17 protein-coding genes are annotated in these 18,966 nt (G+C 65.1%); 5 read left to right on the top strand and 12 right to left on the bottom strand.

Annotation, left to right across the window (positions count from 1 at the left end):
- Positions 1 to 7: 7 nt before the first annotated feature.
- A complete protein-coding gene (locus QA642_RS34720; RefSeq protein ID WP_283080910.1) occupies positions 8 to 754 on the top strand; it encodes a hypothetical protein in 747 nt (248 codons plus the stop codon).
- 214 nt (positions 755 to 968) lie between these two features.
- Here QA642_RS34720 and QA642_RS34715 read toward each other — a convergent pair whose 3' ends face one another.
- The 12 genes from QA642_RS34715 to QA642_RS34660 form a co-directional block, all read right to left on the bottom strand.
- Entirely contained in the window at positions 969 to 1,856 is an 888-nt protein-coding gene (locus tag QA642_RS34715; RefSeq protein WP_283080909.1) for an ABC transporter permease, read from the bottom strand.
- Positions 1,857 to 1,860: 4 nt separating this feature from the next.
- A complete protein-coding gene (locus QA642_RS34710; protein ID WP_027558557.1) occupies positions 1,861 to 2,802 on the bottom strand; it encodes an ABC transporter permease in 942 nt (313 codons plus the stop codon).
- Between the two features lie 31 nt (positions 2,803 to 2,833).
- Positions 2,834 to 4,357: an ABC transporter substrate-binding protein gene (locus QA642_RS34705; protein ID WP_283080908.1), complete on the bottom strand. Its 1,524-nt coding sequence runs from the start codon at positions 4,355 to 4,357 to the stop codon at positions 2,834 to 2,836.
- Between the two features lie 23 nt (positions 4,358 to 4,380).
- Positions 4,381 to 5,484: a dipeptide ABC transporter ATP-binding protein gene (locus QA642_RS34700; RefSeq protein ID WP_283080907.1), complete on the bottom strand. Its 1,104-nt coding sequence runs from the start codon at positions 5,482 to 5,484 to the stop codon at positions 4,381 to 4,383.
- Between the two features lie 175 nt (positions 5,485 to 5,659).
- Positions 5,660 to 6,649 carry an ABC transporter ATP-binding protein gene (locus QA642_RS34695; protein ID WP_283080906.1) on the bottom strand — a complete coding sequence of 330 codons (990 nt, stop codon included), beginning with the start codon at positions 6,647 to 6,649 and terminating at the stop codon, positions 5,660 to 5,662.
- A complete protein-coding gene (locus QA642_RS34690) occupies positions 6,646 to 7,356 on the bottom strand; it encodes a DUF1028 domain-containing protein (RefSeq protein WP_283080905.1) in 711 nt (236 codons plus the stop codon). The genes QA642_RS34695 and QA642_RS34690 overlap by 4 nt, the downstream gene beginning before the upstream one ends.
- A gap of 9 nt (positions 7,357 to 7,365) precedes the next feature.
- Entirely contained in the window at positions 7,366 to 9,171 is a 1,806-nt protein-coding gene (locus QA642_RS34685) for a gamma-glutamyltransferase family protein (protein WP_283080904.1), read from the bottom strand.
- Positions 9,172 to 9,253: 82 nt separating this feature from the next.
- Positions 9,254 to 10,243, bottom strand: a complete 990-nt coding sequence (locus tag QA642_RS34680; RefSeq protein WP_283080903.1) for an oligopeptide/dipeptide ABC transporter ATP-binding protein — start codon at positions 10,241 to 10,243, stop codon at positions 9,254 to 9,256.
- The gene (locus QA642_RS34675) at positions 10,240 to 11,226 is read right to left on the bottom strand and encodes an ABC transporter ATP-binding protein (protein WP_283080902.1); all 987 of its coding nucleotides are present in this window, start codon (positions 11,224 to 11,226) and stop codon (positions 10,240 to 10,242) included. Before QA642_RS34675 ends, QA642_RS34680 begins: the two co-directional genes overlap by 4 nt.
- A 13-nt stretch (positions 11,227 to 11,239) precedes the next feature.
- Positions 11,240 to 12,202, bottom strand: coding sequence for an ABC transporter permease (locus tag QA642_RS34670; RefSeq protein WP_283080901.1), 963 nt, complete (start codon positions 12,200 to 12,202; stop codon positions 11,240 to 11,242).
- 1 nt (position 12,203) lies between these two features.
- Positions 12,204 to 13,184 (bottom strand): ABC transporter permease, encoded by a 981-nt coding sequence (locus QA642_RS34665; RefSeq protein WP_283080900.1) that lies wholly within the window; start codon positions 13,182 to 13,184, stop codon positions 12,204 to 12,206.
- 101 nt (positions 13,185 to 13,285) lie between these two features.
- Positions 13,286 to 14,887, bottom strand: coding sequence for an ABC transporter substrate-binding protein (locus tag QA642_RS34660; RefSeq protein ID WP_283080899.1), 1,602 nt, complete (start codon positions 14,885 to 14,887; stop codon positions 13,286 to 13,288).
- Positions 14,888 to 15,263: 376 nt separating this feature from the next.
- On the opposite strand from QA642_RS34660, the gene QA642_RS34655 reads away from it, so the two are divergent.
- From QA642_RS34655 to QA642_RS34640, 4 genes are read left to right on the top strand one after another with little or no spacing between them, the layout of a single operon-like run.
- Positions 15,264 to 15,521 carry a DUF6489 family protein gene (locus tag QA642_RS34655; protein ID WP_027558568.1) on the top strand — a complete coding sequence of 86 codons (258 nt, stop codon included), beginning with the start codon at positions 15,264 to 15,266 and terminating at the stop codon, positions 15,519 to 15,521.
- Positions 15,521 to 16,321 (top strand): alpha/beta hydrolase, encoded by an 801-nt coding sequence (locus QA642_RS34650; RefSeq protein WP_283080898.1) that lies wholly within the window; start codon positions 15,521 to 15,523, stop codon positions 16,319 to 16,321. Before QA642_RS34655 ends, QA642_RS34650 begins: the two co-directional genes overlap by 1 nt.
- Positions 16,322 to 16,368: 47 nt before the next feature.
- On the top strand, positions 16,369 to 17,919 hold the full coding sequence (locus QA642_RS34645; RefSeq protein WP_283080897.1) for a wax ester/triacylglycerol synthase family O-acyltransferase: 1,551 nt from the start codon (positions 16,369 to 16,371) through the stop codon (positions 17,917 to 17,919).
- Positions 17,920 to 17,929: 10 nt separating this feature from the next.
- Positions 17,930 to 18,925, top strand: a complete 996-nt coding sequence (locus QA642_RS34640) for an alpha/beta hydrolase (protein ID WP_283080896.1) — start codon at positions 17,930 to 17,932, stop codon at positions 18,923 to 18,925.
- Positions 18,926 to 18,966: the final 41 nt, after the last annotated feature.

The raw sequence follows: 18,966 nt of genomic DNA, 5'->3' as shown, positions 1-18,966 counted from the left end.
GCTCGACATGGTCAGTGACTTCTCTGCCGGCAATTATCGTTTCATCCCGTCCGTGTTCCAGTATTCGGCCGGCGCGGCCGCAAACGACGGCTACGAGATCGAGCGCGTCCGGTTTGATCGTCTGGTGCCATTGGCGGAGGGATTTGCACTGGCCGCAAAGTATATTCAGGAGGCGGGCCGGCCATTGACCGCCTTCTGCGCCTGCGAGCTGCGCTCGCCGGCAGCGTTCAGCGAAGAGGGCTTTCGCGCGTTCAATCTGCATTATGTGAAGACGCTGTCGGAATGGGGCATCTTCGACGGCACCACCAATCCGGTGGCGCGCAGCAATGTCTGTCCGGAGATCGATCCGCCGTCCGAGCCGTCGTTTTATGCGTTCTCGTTCACGCGGCCGACGACATCGAAGGCGCCGTCCTTCGTGATTGCCGGCGGCGCCGAGGCGCGCGAGGGCGGCGGCACCTATGTCGAGCGCACGGTGCGCTACCGCGATCTCAGCCCGGAGGGCCTGCGCGAAAAGGTGCGCTTCACCACGACGTCGCAGATGGAGAACCGGATGACGGCGTTCGGCTTTGGCTGGAAGGACACGACCGGCGTGCAGGCCTATTCCGTGCACGACTTCCACCACGCGCTGGTGGACGAGCTGGTCCGCCGCGGCGCGCTACGCTCCGGCCTGACCTGGCATTTCGCTCGCCCGCCGGTGGTCGATCTCGAATACGAGATGGATTGCCGACGCGTGATGCGGGAAACCGTAATTTGAAGCTCCTCAACACCGCTCTGTCCGTTCCCTCCCCCCTTGCGGGGGAGGGGCAGGGAGAGGGGTGTCACACGGGGATTCCATCCTTCGTGCACCCATCTTCAGCGCATCATCAACAACGGGCGCCGTTTCCTGGGCTACCCCTCTCCCTAGCCCTCCCCCGCAAGAGGGGAGGGAACGCACCTACGTCGGAGCGCTAGTCGGGTCTCATCGGGCCTTAGCGCTGCCTCGGATCGAGTGCGTCGCGTAGGCCGTCGCCGAGCAGGTTCAGTGAGAGCACCACGAGGAAGATCGCTAAGCCAGGCCAGATCGCCATCCATGGCGCCTGGGTCAGGAAACGCTGTGCGGCGTTGAGCATGCTGCCCCAGGACGGCGCCGGCGGCTGCTGGCCGAGGCCGAGGAAGGACAGCGCAGCTTCCGCGATGATGGCGGCGGCGATCGACAACGTGGCCTGCACCAGCAGCGCCGGCAGGATGTTCGGCAGGATGTGCGAGAACGCGATCCGCCACGGCGGGTTGCCGAGCGCGCGCGCGGCCTCGACATAGTCCTCGGCCTTGACGCTCAGCACCTGGCCGCGGGTCAGGCGGATGAAGATTGGCGTCGCCGAGATGCCGATCGCGATCATGGCGTTGCCGAGGCTCGGCCCGAGGAATGCGGCGAGCGCGATCGCCAGGATCAGGAACGGGCAGGCCAGCATCGCATCGGTGATCCGGCTGATCAGGGCATCGACAAATCCGCCGCGATAGCCGGCGAGAAGGCCCAGCGGCACGCCGATGCCGAGCGCGATCGCGACGGAGATCAGACCCGCCATCAGGGATGCCCGCGCGCCGTAGACGACGCGGCTGAGGATATCGCGGCCGAGCTCGTCGGTGCCGAACCAGTGCGCTCCCGTCGGCGGTTTGCGCACCAGGCTCCAGCTCGTGGCGATGGGATCATAGGGGACGACGAGCGGTGCGAGAGCCGCAAGCAGGATGAACGCAACGATCACGACAAGCCCGAACACGGCGGCCTTGCGCTTGAACAGGCGTCGCCGCGCGCGGCGGGCCGGGCTGTCGAGCTCGTAGGCTTGCGTGGCGGGACTGGCTGAAAGCGCGGCGTCGGTCATTTGCCTAGCCCCTCAGCCTGGGATTGACGAGGACATAGGCGATGTCGGCAACCAGGTTGAGCGTGATATAGACCGTGGCCGTCACCAGCACGACGCCCTGCACGACGGCGTAGTCGCGGTTGAACACGGCATCCACGATCAGTTTGCCGAAGCCGGGAATGGAGAAGATCTGCTCGGTCAGCACGGCGCCTGAGAGCAGCGTACCGAGCTCGAGCGCACCGAGCGTGATGATGGGCGTGAGCGCATTGCGCATCGCGTGCTTGAGGATCACCGAGCGCTCGGAAAGGCCCTTGGCGCGTGCGGTGCGAACATAATCGCTTTCCAGCACCTGGAGCATCGCGCTACGGGTATGCCGCATCAGGATCGCGGAGATCGCGTTGCCGAGCACGAAGGCCGGCATGATGGTGGCAGCCAAGCTCGCGCGCCAGTTTTCGGTGAGTGGCACATAGCCGGAGGCCGGCAGCCAGCCCAGCTTGATCGAGAACAGGAAGATGAGGAGAATTCCGAGCCAGAAGTTCGGCGTCGAGATGCCCCACAGCGCGAACAGATTGGCGCCATAGTCCCAGGCCGTGCCCTTCTTCACCGCCGAGACGATGCCGGCGGGAATGCCAATGCAGAACGCGATGACGATCGCCATCGAGCCGAGCTGGAGCGTGACCGGCAGCTTCTGCGCGATCAGCTCGCGCACCGGCATCTTGTTGCGCAAGGACTCGCCGAAATTGCCCGTCAGCACCCCCTTGAGCCAGTAGACGTATTGCACCGGGATCGGCTGATCGAGCTTGTACTGCTGGCGGATCTGCTCGATCACGGCGGGATCGCGCTCCTCGCCGGCCATGACCAGCGCGGGATCGCCCGGCAGCAATTGCTGGAGCGAGAAGATCAGCACCGACACGAAGAACAGCGTCGGCACGATCTGCGCAAGGCGGCGGGCGAGGAAGTTCAGCATGATGTCGATGGCTTTGTATGCGCTGTCGTCATCACTTGAACTTCAGTCCGACCACGCGGACCAGCCCGTCCGGCATCTGCCTGTAACCCTCGAGCTTCTTGGTATGCGCGATCAGGAGCGTGCGATGGTAGATGTAGATGATCGGCAGGTCATCGAGCAGGATTTTCGTCAGCTTCTGGTAGATCGCCTTGCGCTCCTCGACGTTGGACGTCGCTCGCCCATCTTCCATCAGCTTGTCTGCCTCGGGGTTCGAGTACACGCCGTCGTTCTGCGGCGCCTTGCTGCGCATGAAGATGTAGGAATTGCCGTCGGGGTCGATGCGGCCGCTCCAGTTGATCTGGAACACCTGGAACTCGCCGGCCTGGGCTTGCTTGAAGGTCGTCGCGAACTCGACGGCGCGGATCTTGATGTCGAAGCCCGCTTCCGCGGCCATCGACTGCACGACCTGGGCGACGGCCTCGTTCTCCGCGCCCTTGGGGATCATGTAGTCCACCGTCACTGGCGTGGTGACGCCGGCTTCCTTCAACAGTGCCTTCGCCTTCGCGATGTCGCGGCCGTGAACCGGGAATGCCTTCTGGTAATAGGGATGCGTCGGGCTGACCCATTGGTTGCCCGGTGTGAACTCGCCGTTGAAGACGACCTGGTTGAGCGCTTCGCGGTCGATCGAAAGATCGAGCGCCTGGCGGACTTTTGCCGACTGGCTCAGCGGCCCCTTGTTCTTCTCGTTGCCGATGTTGACGGTCAGGCCGAGATAGCCGAGCTCCGGCGCGGTCGACAGCACGAGGCGGGAATCGGCGCGCACGTCCTTGATGTCGGTGGCGAGCACGCGCTCGATCAGGTCGAGTCCGCCGGATTTCAGATTGGCGAGGCGGACGGTGGCATCGACGATCGGCAGGAACACGACGCGGTCGATATGGATGTTGTCCTTGTTCCAGTAGTCGGCGAACCTTTCGAACACCATGCGGTCCTGCTGAACGCGCTCGACGAATTTGTAGGGGCCGGCGCAGACCGGATGCAGGCCGAACTTGTCGCCGGCTTCCTTCGCAGCTTTCGGCGAGACCATCATGCCGGAGCGGTCCGTGAGCTGGGCGATCAACGGCGAGTAGGGGGTCTTGAGCACCAGCTTGATGGTGAGGGGATCGACGACCTCGACATGATCCACGCTTGCCAGCTCGGATTTCCGGAACGAGCCGGGCAATGTCATGTGACGCTCGAGGGAGAATTTGGCGGCCTCGGCGTCGAGCGGCTCGCCGTCATGGAATTTGACGCCAGGCCGCAGCTTGATCGTCATCTCCTTGCCGTCGGCCGAGGTCTCGTGCGACAGCGCGAGCTGCGGAACGATGTTGAGCTTCTCGTCGATGTCGAACAGCTTGTCGCAGAAGGCGGAGAACACGATGCGGCCGACATAGGTGCGGCCGATGCTGGGATCGAGGATGTCGGGGTCCTCGGCGATGCCGATGCGGAGCGTGGTCTGGGCTTGAACTTGGGCTTGGGCCGCGCCCACGAGTGACGTCAGCAGGGCCGACGCCAGGATTGCCAAACGCATGAAACTCATCGCTCTCAACCTCTGTTTTGCGGCTATGCGGGATCGGTCCCCAATGGACTAACCCCGCTCGCGCGCGCTGCTTCCGGGCTGCCGCTGAAGGCGGCGACCAATTTTTCAAGGACCGGCGAGAAGCCGCCGTCCATCGGGACGATCGCCGCGGAGGACGGCAGTTCCGACGTTCGGTGGCAAGCCGTTGCATGTCCGGTGCCATCCGATACCAGCCGAGGCATTTCGCTGCGGCAGCGGTCGATCACGTAGGGGCAGCGGGTATGGAAGCGGCATCCGGCGGGGGGATTGAGGGCGCTCGGGATCTCGCCCTGGAGCACAATCCGGCTGCTCTTTGCCCGCGGTTTAGGCACGGGGATCGCGGACAACAGCGCGCGGCTATAGGGATGGCGTGGCTGGGCGAACAGCGCGTCCGCATCGGCGGTCTCGACGATCTGGCCGAGATTCATCACCGCGACTCGGTCAGCGATATGCTTGACCACGGCGAGGTCGTGCGAGACGAAGATGTAGGCGAGGCCAAGCCGGTCCTGGAGCTCGCGCAGCAGGTTCAGGATCTGCGAGCGGATCGAGACGTCGAGCGCCGAGACCGGCTCGTCGCAGATGATCAGTTTTGGCTGGACCGCGAGCGCACGGGCAATCGCGATGCGCTGACGCTGGCCGCCGGAGAATTCGTGCGGATAGCGCCGCTCGAGCCGTGGCTCCAGCCCGACCAGCCGCAGCAGCTCCGCGACGCGCTCGCGCCGCTGCGTCGGCGGCACCAGATCATGCAGGGCCAGCGGTTCGGTCAGGATCTGGCCGACCGTCATGCGCGGATTGAGCGAGGCGTAGGGGTCCTGGAAGATGATCTGCGCCTCGCGGCGGAATTTTCGCAGCGCGTCGGCGTCGAGGGAGAGCAGGTCGCGGCCGTCGAAACGCACAGTGCCCGCGTCCGGCTCGATCAGCCGCAGCACCAGGCGGCTGACGGTGGATTTGCCGCAGCCGGATTCGCCGACTAGCGCCAGCGTCTTGCCGGCTTCGAGAGAGAAGGAAACGCCATCAACGGCTTTGACATGCGCCAGCGCGCGGCCGAACAGCGAACGCTGCGCGACGAAATGCTTGACCAGGCCTTGGACTTCGAGGAGCGCGGTCATCGTCGGTGCTCCCCGCGAAATCCGGTATCGTGTCCCGGGCGCGGCGCAACGCGAAGTGCTGCGACGCTGAACCGGGACCCAGTCTGTTGCCGCATGGGCCCCGGTTCAGCAGCGCACCACGGCGCCTCGCTTTTGCTGCGCTGCGCCCGGGGCACGAGAGAGGAGAGCAAGGCCATCACGACACCAGCAATTCGAGCGGCGCGCGGATGCAGCGCGAGAGGTGGCCGGGGCTGGCTTCGACCAGCGGCGGCGGCGCCATGGTGCAGGCGTCCAGCACGAACGGGCAGCGCGCGGCGAAACGGCAGCCGGCGGGCGGCTGCGCCATGTTCGGCACCATGCCTTCGATGGTGGCGAGCTGTTCGGCACGATGATCCAGACGCGGGATCGAGCCGAGCAGGCCGACGGTGTAGGGATGCTGCGGCGCTGAGAACAATTCATCCACCGGCGCGCGCTCGACGATCTCGCCGGCATACATCACCGCGACCTCGTCGCAGACCTCGGCGACTACGCCGAGATCGTGGGTGATCAGGATGATCGCGGCGCCGCTCGCCGCTTTCAGCTCGCGCATCAACTCCAAAATCTGCGCCTGCAAGGTGACGTCGAGCGCCGTGGTCGGCTCGTCCGCGATCAGGAGCTGCGGGTCGCAGGCGAGCGCCATCGCGATCATCACGCGCTGGCGCATGCCGCCGGAGAGCTTGTGCGGATACTCGTCGATCCGCCGTTCCGGCGAGGGAATGTGGACACGGCGCAAGAGTTCGACCGCTCGCTCGCGCGCGCTCTTCCGCGAGCCGCCGCGGTGGCGCAGGATCGTCTCGATGATCTGGTCGCCGATCGTAAAGCTCGGATTGAGCGAGGTCATCGGCTCCTGGAAGATCATCGCGAGCCGGTTGCCGCGCAGGTCACGCAGGGTCTGATCGGACGTATGCAGCAGGTCGAAGCCGTCGAAGCTGATCGCGCCCGATATCTCGGCGCTTTGCTTCGGCAGCAGGCCCATGATCGCCAGCGACGTCACGCTCTTGCCGCAGCCGGATTCGCCGACGAGGCCGAGCGTGGCGCCCTTGGCGACGCTGAGATCGACGCTGTCGACCGCGTGGGTGACGCGTCCGTCGTCGCCGTGGAAACGGATGCGCAGGTCCCTGATTTCGATGAGGGGGCTCGCGCTCATGACGTCCTTGCGCGCGCGGCTGCGATGCTGGCGTCGATGACGCTGCGATCGGTGTTGCCGGCCGGGTTCTGCCGCGTCGGCAGCGAGCTGCGGAAGTGAACCCAGAGCTCCTGGCTGACACGTTCGAGCCGTTCGAGCTCGCCGAGCGGATCGGGATGATCGTCGGCGCGGATGTCGAGCGCCGGCCATTCCTCCTCACCGTGGATCAGCAGCGCTGCGGACTGCTTGCCGCGCTTGTCGCCGCCGGCGGCCTCGCCCGCGCGCATCGCGGCGAGCAGGCGGCGCGGGAAGGGCAGGCTGTCATTGGCAATGTAGGTTTTTGCGGTCTCGTCGAGCACGTCGGCGCCTGTCAGCATGTTGCCGGCAATGGAAAAGCCGCTGCCTGCGACGTGGCCGCACCAGGCGATGCAGTCGCGCCCGGTATGCGCGGCAATCTCGCCGCTAGCATCCATGATGTGGATCTGCCGGCTCTCGCGTCCGTCATCGGCCGCCAGCAGCGTGGCGAGCACGTCGTGGGCGTTCAGACCTTCGCGCAGCAGCTTCAAGCCGTCGATGCCGTAATAGGGATTGACGAAGGCCTGCGTTGCGATGGCGCCGAGGCCCGCAGCGATATAGGGCACGCGCGCGCCGACGGCGAAGAAGCGGGTCGCAACCGCGATGCCGAACTGGCCGGTGGCAGGGTCTCGCGCGATGATCGACCAGGTCATGTGCTACCTTCAGCGTCCCGCGGCGTAACCCTGCATCCCGCGCGGATTGGCGGCGGCGCGCCGGCGCACGCCGACGCGCGAAGCCGCCGTGAGGCGGCCTTCCGACCAGTCCGGGCCGACCTCGACGATATGCCCGCGCTCGCGCAGGTTCTCGATCGTCGCCTTCGGCACGCGGTTCTCGACCACGAGCACGCCGGGGCGCGCGGTGCGCGGCCAGAACGAGATCGGAAAATGTTCGGAATGCCAGGCCGGCGCGTCGATGGCCTCCTGGAGATTGAGGTTGCAGTGAACGTGGCGCAGGAAGAACTGCGTGATCCATTGGTCCTGCTGGTCGCCGCCGGGCGAGCCCCAGGCCAGATACGGCTCACCGTCGCGCAGCGCCATGGTCGGCGACAGCGTCGTGCGCGGCCGCTTGCCCGGCGCGAGCGCGGCGGGATGGTCTTCCTCCAGCCAGAACATCTGGGCACGGCTGCCGAGGCAGAAGCCGAGTTCCGGAATGATCGGCGAGGATTGCAGCCAGCCGCCCGACGGCGTCGAGGACACCATGTTGCCGGCCTTGTCGATGATGTCGAAATGCACGGTGTCGCCGCGCACCTCGCCGAAGCGGCCGACGGTCGGCTCACCGGCGCCGAGCGCGCCGACCGCCTCGCGCTGGCCTTCCGCGCGGCGCAGCTTGACGACGCCGCCAAAGCCCTCGACCGAACCAGGAATGAAATCGAGCGAGGCCTTGTCGGTGACGAGCTTGCGGCGCTCGTCGTTGTAGGCATCCGACAGCAGCGTCGCGATCGGGATCTCCGTGAACTTGGGATCGCCGTAGAACTTCTCACGATCGGCGAAAGCGAGCTTTGCGCATTCGATCTGGAGATGGATGAATTCCGGCCCGGTCGGGTCGAGCCCGTCGAGCGCAAAGCCCTTGAGCAGCGCGAGCTGCTGCAATGTCACCGGGCCCTGGCTCCAGACGCCGGCCTTGCAGACGGTGTAGCGGCCATAATCATAGGTGAGGGGCGCTTCGACCGTCGGTTGCCAGCGCGCCATGTCGTCGGCCGAGAGCACGCCGCGATGTGGCGAGCCGCTGACGTCCATCACCTCTTGCGTCCGGCAGAATTTGTCGATGGCCTCCGCGACGAAACCTTGCGACCAGGCCTTTCGCGCGCGCTCGATCTCGGCGTCGCGGCCACCGCCGCCGCTCTCGGCTTCGCCTAGAATGCGGGTGTAGGTCGCGGCCAGCGTCTTGTTGGTGAAGAGCGTGCCGGGCTTCGGCACCTCGCCATTTGGCAAATAGACGGCGGCCGAGGTCGGCCAGTGCTTGCGGAACAATTGCTCGACGGTCTGGATCGTGGCGCAGGCGCGCTCGACCAGCGGATAGCCGTCGCGCGCATAGGAGATCGCGGGCTCCAGCACGTCGCGCACGCGCATCGTGCCGTAGTCGCGCAACAGCATCATCCAGGATTCGAACGTGCCGGGGACGCAGGCGGCGAGCAGGCCGGTGCCGGGCACCATGTCGAGGCCTTCGCTCTTGTAATGCGCGATGGTGGCGCGCGCCGGCGCCGGGCCCTGGCCGCAGATCACCTCGGTGCGGCCGCGCTTGACGTCGTGGACGATGATCGGAACATCGCCGCCGGGACCGTTCAGATGCGGCTCGACCACCTGGAGCGTGAAGGCGGTGGCGACGCCGGCATCGAAGGCGTTGCCGCCCTTCTCCAGGATGCCCATGCCGACGGCGGTCGCGATCCAGTGCGTGGAGGCGACGACCCCGAACGTGCCCTCGATCTCGGGGCGCGTCGTGAACGGATCGGGATTGATGTTGCTGGCCATGGGCTACCTCATTTGCGGCGCGCGCAATTGATCACAGCCGGTGCTGGGATGCCAAATGCGCAGGCCGCATGGCACGCGCGCGTCACGCTGGGACCGGTGCGGTGTTCACCGCGTGGCAGGCGACACCGTCGATCAGTTCCGGCGTTTCCCTGCGGCAGAGATCGAACGCCAGCGGGCAGCGCGGATTGAAGGCGCAGCCCGAGGGCGGATTGATCGGGTTCGGGATCTCGCCCTTGACCGGAATGCGCTGGCGGCCGCTCATGGCAAGGTCAGGCACGGCGCCCAGCAGCATCTTGGTGTAGGGCATGCGCGGCCGGGAAAACAGCTCGCGTCCTTCCGCGATCTCGACGATGCGGCCGAGATACATCACGCCGACCCGGCTCGCCATGTGACGGACCACGGCGAGGTTGTGGCTGATGAACATGTAGGTCAGGCCAAACTTGTCCTGGAGGTCGCGCATCAGGTTCAGGATCTGGGCCTGCACGGAGACGTCGAGCGCCGAGGTCGGCTCGTCGCAGACGATGAACTCGGCGTCGGAGGCGAGCGCCCGCGCGATCGCGATGCGCTGGCGCTGGCCGCCGGAAAATTCGTGCGGGAATTTCAGCCGGTCGTCCGGATGCAGGCCGACAAGGCTGAGCAATTCGCCGACGCGGGCCTGGATGTCGCGCTCGCCCTGGATCAGGTCGAAGGCGCGGATCGGCTCGGAAATGATGGCATCGACGCGGAAACGCGGGTTAAGGCTCGCATAGGGATCCTGGAAGATCATCTGGATGCGGCGGCGCAGTTTTCGACGTGCCGGTGCCTGCCGCGGATCGGTCATCGAGACGCCGTCGATCAGCACGTCGCCGGAACTTGGCGGCAACAGGCCCACCACCATCCGCGCCACCGTAGTCTTGCCCGAGCCGGACTCGCCGACCAGCGCGAAGGTCTCACCCTTCCGGATGTCGAAGGTGACGCCGTCGACCGCCCTAAGATATTCGAGATGCCCGCCTTCGAGCACGCGGTTGAGCCATGGCTTCGAGACGTCGAAGACGCGGCGCAGATTTTTGGCCTGAACGAAGGGCGTGCTCATGCTGCGCTCTCCGCCGGGACGGTGTCATAGAGATGGCACGCGACAGATTGCGCGCCGCGCGGCAGCGGCTCCGGCCGCTCCACGCGGCAGCGGTCGAAGGCAAAGGCACAGCGCGGATTGAACGAACAGCCGCGCGGGATCGCCGACAGGCGCGGCATCGAGCCGGGGATCTGCACGAGGCGCTTGTCGTCACCTGCAAGCGTCGGGATCGCGCCCATCAGGCCCTTGGCGTAAGGGTGCAGAGGATTCCTGACGACGTCCTGCACCGGGCCGATCTCGGCAACGCGCCCGGCATACATCACCGCGACGCGGTCCGAAGTTTCGGCGATCACGCCCATGTCGTGCGTCACCAGCATCACGGCGGTGCCGTGGTCGCGGCCGAGCCGCTTGATCAGCGAGATGATCTGCGCCTGCACGGAGACATCGAGCGCGGTGGTCGGCTCGTCCGCGATGATCAGCTCCGGCTCGGCACAGATCGCTAGCGCAATGACGACGCGCTGGCGCATGCCGCCGGAGAATTCATGCGGATAGCCGTCGATGCGCTTTTCCGGTGCGGGGATGCCGACTTCGGCCAAGAGGTCGATGGCGCGGCGGCGGGCGGCGGTCTCGGACAAGTTCAGGTGAGTCCGGATCGTCTCGACGATCTGGTCGCCGACCTTGTACAGCGGATTGAGCGAGGTGAGGGGATCCTGGAAGATCATTCCGATGCGCTTGCCGCGGACGCGGCGCATCTCCTCCGGCGGCAGGTTGTCGATCCGCAGCCCTGCGAGACGGATCTCGCCGCCGGCGATGCGGCCAGGCGGATCGATCAGGCCGATCACAGACAAGCCGGTGACGGACTTGCCGGCGCCGGATTCGCCGACCACGCCCAGCACCTCGCCCTTGGCGATGTCGAAGGAGACGCCATCGATGGCGCGCAGCGTGCCGCGACGCGAGGCGAACTCAACCTTGAGATTGCGGACGGAGAGAACGGGTTCGGTCATGAACGCTGCATACTCATCGGAGTTTCGGGTTAAGGGCGTCGCGCAGCCAGTCGCCGAGCAAGTTGATCGACAGGATCAACCCCGCGAGTGCGATCCCAGGGAAGGCGACGATCCACCATTCGCCTGCGAACAGATAGCCGTTGCCGATGCGGATCAGCGTGCCGAGCGAGGGCATGGTCTCGGGCATGCCCGAGCCGAGGAACGAGAGCGTTGCCTCGGTGATGATGGCGAGCGCCAGGTTGATGGTGGCGATCACGAGGATCGGCCCCGTGGTGTTCGGCAGCACGTGGCGGAGCATGATCACGGGGGCGGGCAGGCCGATCAATTGCGCAGCCGCGACATAATCCTTGTTCTTCTCGACCAGCACCGAGCCGCGCACCGTGCGCGCATATTGTACCCAAAAACTCAGACCGATCGCGAAGACCAGGACCGCCAACATACTCATCTCGTCAAGCTTGTTGCCAAAGACCGATTTGGCGATGCCGTTGATCAAAAGCGCGATCAGGATGGCCGGGAAGGAAAGCTGCACGTCGGCGATGCGCATGATCAGCCCGTCGACGGCGCCGCCGAAATAGCCGGCCGTCAACCCGAGCAGGATGCCGATCGCGCCGGACAAGACCACGCCGAGCACGCCGACGAGCAGTGAGATGCGCAGGCCGTAGAGGATCGCCGACAGCACGTCGCGGCCCTGCTCGTCAGTGCCGAGCAGGAACGGGCTCTGGCCGTCGGCCGTCCAGAGCGGCGAGATGCGCGAATTCATCAGCTGGAGCTGCGCCGGGTCGAACGGATTCTGCACCGACAGCACGGAGGCGAAAATCGCGACCAGGAAGAACAGCAGCGTTACCCCTGCCGCGATCATGGTGATCTTGGAGCGGCGGAACGAATAGAACAGGTCGCTGTCGAGCGCGCGCCTGAACCAGCCGGGGGCCTCCGCAGCGCGCTTGTCGGTTGTATGCGGAACGACGGCTTCGCTCATCTCAATGCGCCCGGCTGACCGTCGAGCGCAGCCGCGGATCGACGATGGTGTAGAGGATATCAACCACGAGATTGATGGTGACGAAGATCAGGGCGACCATCATGAGATAGGCTGCCATGATCGGGATATCGACGTTCTGAATGGCCTGCACGAACAGGAGGCCCATGCCCGGCCACTGGAATACGGTCTCGGTGATGATTGCGAAAGCAATGACCGAGCCAAATTGCAGGCCGGCGACGGTGATGACGGGAACAAGCGTGTTGCGCAGCGCATGGCCGAAATGGATCGCCCGCGTGGTGAGCCCGCGGGCGCGGGCGAAGCGAATATAGTCGGTCCGCAGCACTTCCAGCATCTCGGCGCGAACGAGGCGCATGATCAGCGTCATCTGGAACAGGCCAAGCGTGATCGATGGCATGATCAGCGCCTTCAGGCCCGACAGCGTCAGGAGCCCGGTCGTCCACCAGCCGATATGCACGACGTCGCCACGGCCGAACGAGGGCAGCCAGCCGAGCGTTACCGAGAACAGGTAGATCATGAGAATGCCGATCAGGAAGGTCGGCAGCGAAATACCGATCAGCGAGACGGCCTGGAATATGTGCGCGAGCCAGCTGTCGCGGCGAAGCGCCGAATAGACCCCCATCAGGATGCCGCTGATCATCGCGAAGATGGTGGCGCAGATGGCGAGCTCCAGCGTCGCGGGCATCCGCTCTACCAGCAGGTTGGTGACGGGCAGGCGGAACTGATAGGACACGCCGAACTTGAATTGCGCGGCATTGCCGATATAGCGGCCGAACTGCACCAGTACGGGATCATCGAGACCGAGCGATTTGCGGATCGCTGCGCGTTCGGCGCCCGACGTATCCATACCGACCATCTGGTTCACGGGATCGCCCGCGAAGCGGAACATCGAGAACGCGATGACCCCGACGGCGATCATGACACCGATGGCCTGGATGGCTCGGCGCAGTGTGAAAGCGAGCATCTGTTCCTTTCACATCTCTTTAACAGCACGCATCATTGCGTTAGCTCGAAATAGCAAGTCCCGGAAGCCTGGGCTTCCGGGACTTCACAAGATGTCGACACTTACTCGTCCTGCTTGGTCGCCCAGTAGAGCATGACCATGTTGTCAGCACGCTGGGTCAGCTTCACCTTCTTCGACACGCCCCAGGCGAGCGCCTGCTGGTGCAGCGGAACGTAGGCCCAGTCCTTCATCGAGACCTCGAAGGCCTGCTTGATCAGGAGATCGCGCTTGGTCGTATCGGATTCCACGAGAACCTTGTCGGCGAGCTCGTCGAACTGCTTGTTGCAATAGCCTGCGAGATTGGCCTCACCGCGGTTGGGATCCTTGGGATCGTCCCGGCAGCCCATGATGTCGTGGAGCACGTTCTGGGAGTCGAGCGTATCCGGGGTCCAGCCCAGCATGTACAGCGAGGTCTTGTAGCCGCCGGGCTTCAGCACCTTGGCGAAATACTGGGCCTTGGGTTGGGTCAGCAGGTCCACCTTGATATTGATGCGGGCGAGCATGCCGACGATGGCCTGACAGATCGCGGCGTCATTGACGTAGCGATCGTTCGGGCAGTCCATGGTCACCTCGAAACCGTCCGCATAGCCAGCGTCCGCCAGAAGCTTCTTGGCGGCGTCAGGATCGAGCTTCGGTCGCGTGAAGTCCTTCGACATCGCAAAGATCTCCGGTGCGACCATCAGTGCGGACGGCGTGGAGAGCCCGCGCATGACGCGATTCTTGATCAGATCAACGTCGATCGCCCGGTAGACGGCTTCGCGGACGCGAACGTCCTTGAACGGGTTCTTGCCCTTGACGTTGGAGTACAGGAGTTCGTCACGTGCCTGATCCATGCCGACGAAGAGGGTGCGGAGCTCGGGTCCCGTCAGCGCGGTGGCGTTGGGGCTCGCTTTGACGCGCTCGATGTCCTGGACCGGAACCGGCTCGATCACGTCGACCTCGCCCGACAGCAGCGCCGCGACACGCGTGGCCGGGTTTGCGATCGGCGTGAAGACGATCTCCTTCAGATTATGCTCCGGCTTGCGCCACCAGTTCGGATTGGCCTTGAAGACGGTCTTCACGCCCGGCTGATGGCTCTCGATGGTAAAGGCGCCGGTGCCGTTTTCATGGAGCGAGGCATAGCTCGGGGTCGTGGCCGCGGCCGGCGTCGGTGCCACCGCATCGTTCGCCTCTGCCCATTTCTTGTCCATGATGTACCAGGTCGCCCACAGCGCCGTCAGGATGGGATTGGGCGAGGTCAGGATGAAATCGACGGTGTAGTCGTCGACCTTGACGACCTTGGCATCGGCGGGAACGCGGCTCTGGAAATTCGAGCCCTTCGCCCGCACGCGCTCGGCCGAGAATACGACGTCGTCCGCGGTGAAGGGGTCGCCGTTATGGAATTTTACGTCCTTGCGCAGGTGAAAGCGCCAGCGCGTCGGCTCCGGCGTCTCCCAGCTTTCGGCGAGCGCCGGGATGATCTTCAGGTCCTTGCCGCGGGCGACAAGGCCCTCATAGACATGGCCGAGATGCGCACTCGTGGTCGACTCGTTCAGCGTGTAGGGGTCGAGCGATTTCAGCTCACCCTGGTTGGCGTAGCGCAGCGTCTGGCTCGACGCCGGTGAAACCGCCAGCGCAAGCACACCGGCGAGCGTCGCCGCAAACAGACTTCGTCCGACTGACATTCTTGACCCTCTCCACTCGCCCGCGCCGGTGATTTTTGATTGTTCGGCGGGGCTGACTTATCCATGTTGCCCAGAGTTCTCGACCCGTGCAAGCGGCATTCCAGCAAGGAACGCGCCAAGTTGCACCGCTGTGCAGCAATGCTGACCGGTAATTTTGGAGCGAGCGGGCCGTGGACGATATCGACTTTCGACCTATGAAATCCTCCGGGGGCAGGACGGTCGTGCCCGGCCGCCGGTGCGGCGCCTTCGCGATTTGATTGACCATACCCGCCATTTGCGCAGGGCGGCGCCCAGCCGGCCGTCTCAGGTCGCTTGCGTTGCACACCGTGTCGCGGCGATACTGCAACAGGCCGCTCGAATCTGATCCGGAGGGGACATGAAGGTTAACATCGAAATCGACTGCACCCCCCTTGAGGCCCGCCAGTTCTTCGGATTGCCCGACGTGGCGCCGATGCAGACGGCGGTGATGGACAAGCTGCAGCAGCAAGTCCTGAGCAACATCGAGAAGATCTCGCCGGAATCGCTGGTCCAGAGCTGGTTCACCTTCGATCCCAAGATCGCCGAGCGGTTTCAGGACATGTTCGTCGCGATGGCCGGCCTCGGCGGCCCGCGCAGCGGCGACAAGAAGAAGTAGTGGCGCCCGGGCGGGACGCGCCGCTGGAGACGGACCGGCTTCGTCCGCCGGCTCTCGGCCTGCTGCTCGCCGAAGCGCGCGGGCTGTTCGAATTGAATGCGAGCCTCATGCTGTCGCCCGTGCTGATGCGCGCGCCCAGGGGCGACGGCCATCCGGTGCTGGCCCTGCCGGGCTTTCTCGCCAGCGATCTTTCGATGGTACCGATGCGACGCTATCTCAGCGAGCTCGGCTATGAGGCACATGCCTGGCGGATGGGCCGCAATCTCGGCGGTCTCGGGCGGATGCGGGAGTCGCTGCGCGCCCGCCTGGCCGAGATCCATGGCGCGACCGGGCGCAAAGTCAGCCTGGTCGGATGGAGCCTCGGCGGCGTCTATGCCCGCGATCTCGCGCTCTGGGCGCCCGACAAGGTCCGCTACGTGATCACGCTCGGCAGCCCGTTTGCGAACGACGTACGCGCGACCAACGCCACGCGGCTCTACGAGGCGCTGTCCGGCGACCGGGTCGAGGATTTCGCCGAAGCGCGCGCGGCGATCGCCGGCGATCTTCCGGTGCCCGCGACGTCGATCTATTCGCGTGCCGACGGCGTCGTGAACTGGCGGACCTGTCTGCTCCGCCCGTCCGACCGCGCCGAGAACATCGAGGTCCACCTGGCGAGCCACATCGGCCTCGGGGTGAACCCCGCCGCATTGTGGGCCGTGGCGGACCGGCTGGCGCAACCGGAGGGAGAGTTCTGGCCATTTGACCGGGCAGGGCCCTTTGCCATTGCATATGCCCCGCCGGAGCGGGCAGTATCGGCCTGACGAGAAGCGCCGGCAAAGGCGCCCGTCGAATATGAGTGGAGGGAACTATGGCTGACGGTAAGAAGCTGTCGTCGCTGGATGCGTCGTTTCTGTATCTCGAAACGCCGGAAATGCCGATGCATGTCGGCAGCATGGCGATCTTTCGCCTGCCCGACGACTACAAGGGCGATTTCTTCGAAGACTTCAAGGCGATGATCGTCTCGCGCCTGCACATCGCGCCGATCCTGAAGGCGCGGCTGGAGAAAGCCCCGCTCGACATCGACCATCCCTCCTGGGTCGAGGACGACCAGTTCGACATCGACCGCCACATCTTCCGCGCCAGCCTGCCGCAGCCGCGCGACCGCGCCACGCTCGAGCGCATCGTCGGCTGGATGCATGCCAAGCTGTTGAACCGCGCCCGCCCGCTCTGGGAGTTCTACGTGTTCGAGGGCATGAAGGACAACGAGGTCGGTCTCTATTCCAAGATGCACCATGCCGCCATCGACGGCGGCGCCGGTGCGGCGCTGACCAACATGATCTACGACATCTCGCCGATCCCGCGGCAGGTTGATCCGCCGACCGGCGGATCGAAGCCCGGACAGGAGCCGCGCGACATCGCGGCGAACCTGCTCGATTCCTATCAGCAGCTGTTCAGCCAGCCGCTCGATGCCTCGCAAGCGGCAAAGAACCTGCAGCTGCCGCGCACCGGCAAGAGCGACATCGGCTCGATCCTGTTCGACAACGCGATGTACCAGATCGAGAGCGCGGTGCGCTTTGCCGGCAACATCCCGACCGTGCTCAAGAGCGTCTCCGACGTGCTCGGCAAGGTCTCTGATCCCAAGTCGCGCGAGAGCCTCGTCAGCATGGTCTCGCCGCCGACCATGCTCAACAAGACGATCTCGTCGGAGCGCAGCTTCGCCGGCGTGTCGATCTCGCTGTCGCGGGCGAAGGCGCTGGCCAAGCAGGCCGGCGGCAAGCTCAACGACGTCGTGCTGGCGCTCGCCTCCGGCGTGGTCCGCCGCTACCTGCAGCAATATGGCACGCTGCCGGCAAAATCCTTGACGGCGGCGGTGCCGATCTCGCTGCGCGAGGAAGGCAATACCGAGGCCAACAACCAGGTGTTCGGCATGATCTGCGCGATCGCGACCAACATCGACGATCCCAAGGCGCGGCTGGAGGCCATCATCGCCCAGTCGACCAAGTCCAAGGAGATGTCGCACCCGTTGCGCGCCCTGATGCCGCAGGTTTCCAACATCTCGATGCTGGGCGCGCCGATCATGGTGCAGATCCTGGCGCTGCTCTACAGCCGCTCCAATTTGTCGGACGTGCTGCCGCCGGCAGCCAACATCACGGTGTCAAACGTGCCGGGGCCGCGGCAGACGCTCTATGCGGCCGGCGCCGAGCTGCTGCACATCTTCCCGGTGTCGATCTCGACCCACGGGCAGGCGCTCAACATCACCGTGCAGAGCTATCGCGACCAGCTCGATTTCGGCTTCATCGTCGGCGCCAACATCATCCCGCATGTGCAGGTGATGTGCGACATGCTGCCGGAGGAGTTTGCCGCGCTGGAGGCGGCCTACGCGCCGCCGGCCGCAGACGTCAAGGGCGCAGCCGAATAGGAAGCTTGCAATGACTGAAATGCCGCAGCTTGCGTTCGCGCAGACGAACGGAATCCGCATGGGCTATTACGATGCGGGCCCGAAGAGCGACACCCCGCCGGTCGTGCTGTGCCACGGCTGGCCCGAGCTCGCCTTCTCCTGGCGCCATCAGATCAAGGCGCTGAGCGAGGCCGGCATCCGCGTGATCGCACCCGATCAGCGCGGCTATGGCGCGACCGACCGGCCCGAGCCGGTCGAGGCCTACGACATGGAGCATTTGACCGGCGACCTCGTCGGACTGCTCGATCATCTCGGGATCGACAAGGCGATCTTCGTCGGCCACGACTGGGGCGGCTTCGTCGTCTGGCAGATGCCGCTGCGGCATCCCACGCGCGTCGCCGGCGTTGTCGGCGTCAACACCCCGCATTGGGATCGCGCACCGATGGATCCGATCGCGCTGTTTCGCCAGCGCTTCGGCGAGCAGATGTATATCGTCCAATTCCAGGACCCCGCGCGTGGGCCGGACAAGATCTTCGGCAGCCGCGTCGAAGAGACCTTCGATGCCTTCATGCGCAAGCCGGCCGCGCGCCCTCCGGATGCGCCCGAGGAACAGCCGATTGCCGGCATTGGTGCTTCGCCCCGCATCAACCTGGCGTTCCCGCAGATGATCGCGAATTACGACGCCAAACATGATCCGCGCACGCCGATCCTGTCGGCGGAGGAGAAGAAGGTGTTCGTCGACACCTTCACGAAAACAGGCTTCACCGGCGGCATCAACTGGTATCGCAATTTCACGCGCAATTGGGAGCGGTCGAAGGGGCTCGACCACCACATCAGCGTGCCGTCGCTGATGATCATGGCCGAGAACGACGCCGTGTTGCCGCCGTCGGCGGCGGACGGCATGGAGAAGCTGATCGCCGACCTCGAGAAGTATCTGGTGAAGGACAGCGGCCATTGGACGCAGCAGGAGAAGCCGGAAGAGGTCAGTGCCAAGCTGATCGAATGGCGTAGAAGGCGGTTTGGCTAGCTCGTCATTGCGAGGAGCGAAGCGACGAAGCAATCCAGATT

The organism is Bradyrhizobium sp. CB2312, from assembly GCF_029714425.1.
In the GTDB taxonomy this organism is placed as follows: domain Bacteria; phylum Pseudomonadota; class Alphaproteobacteria; order Rhizobiales; family Xanthobacteraceae; genus Bradyrhizobium.
The sequence above is the reverse complement of the archived record's forward strand: the minus strand, read 5'-3'. Positions and strand labels throughout refer to the sequence as shown.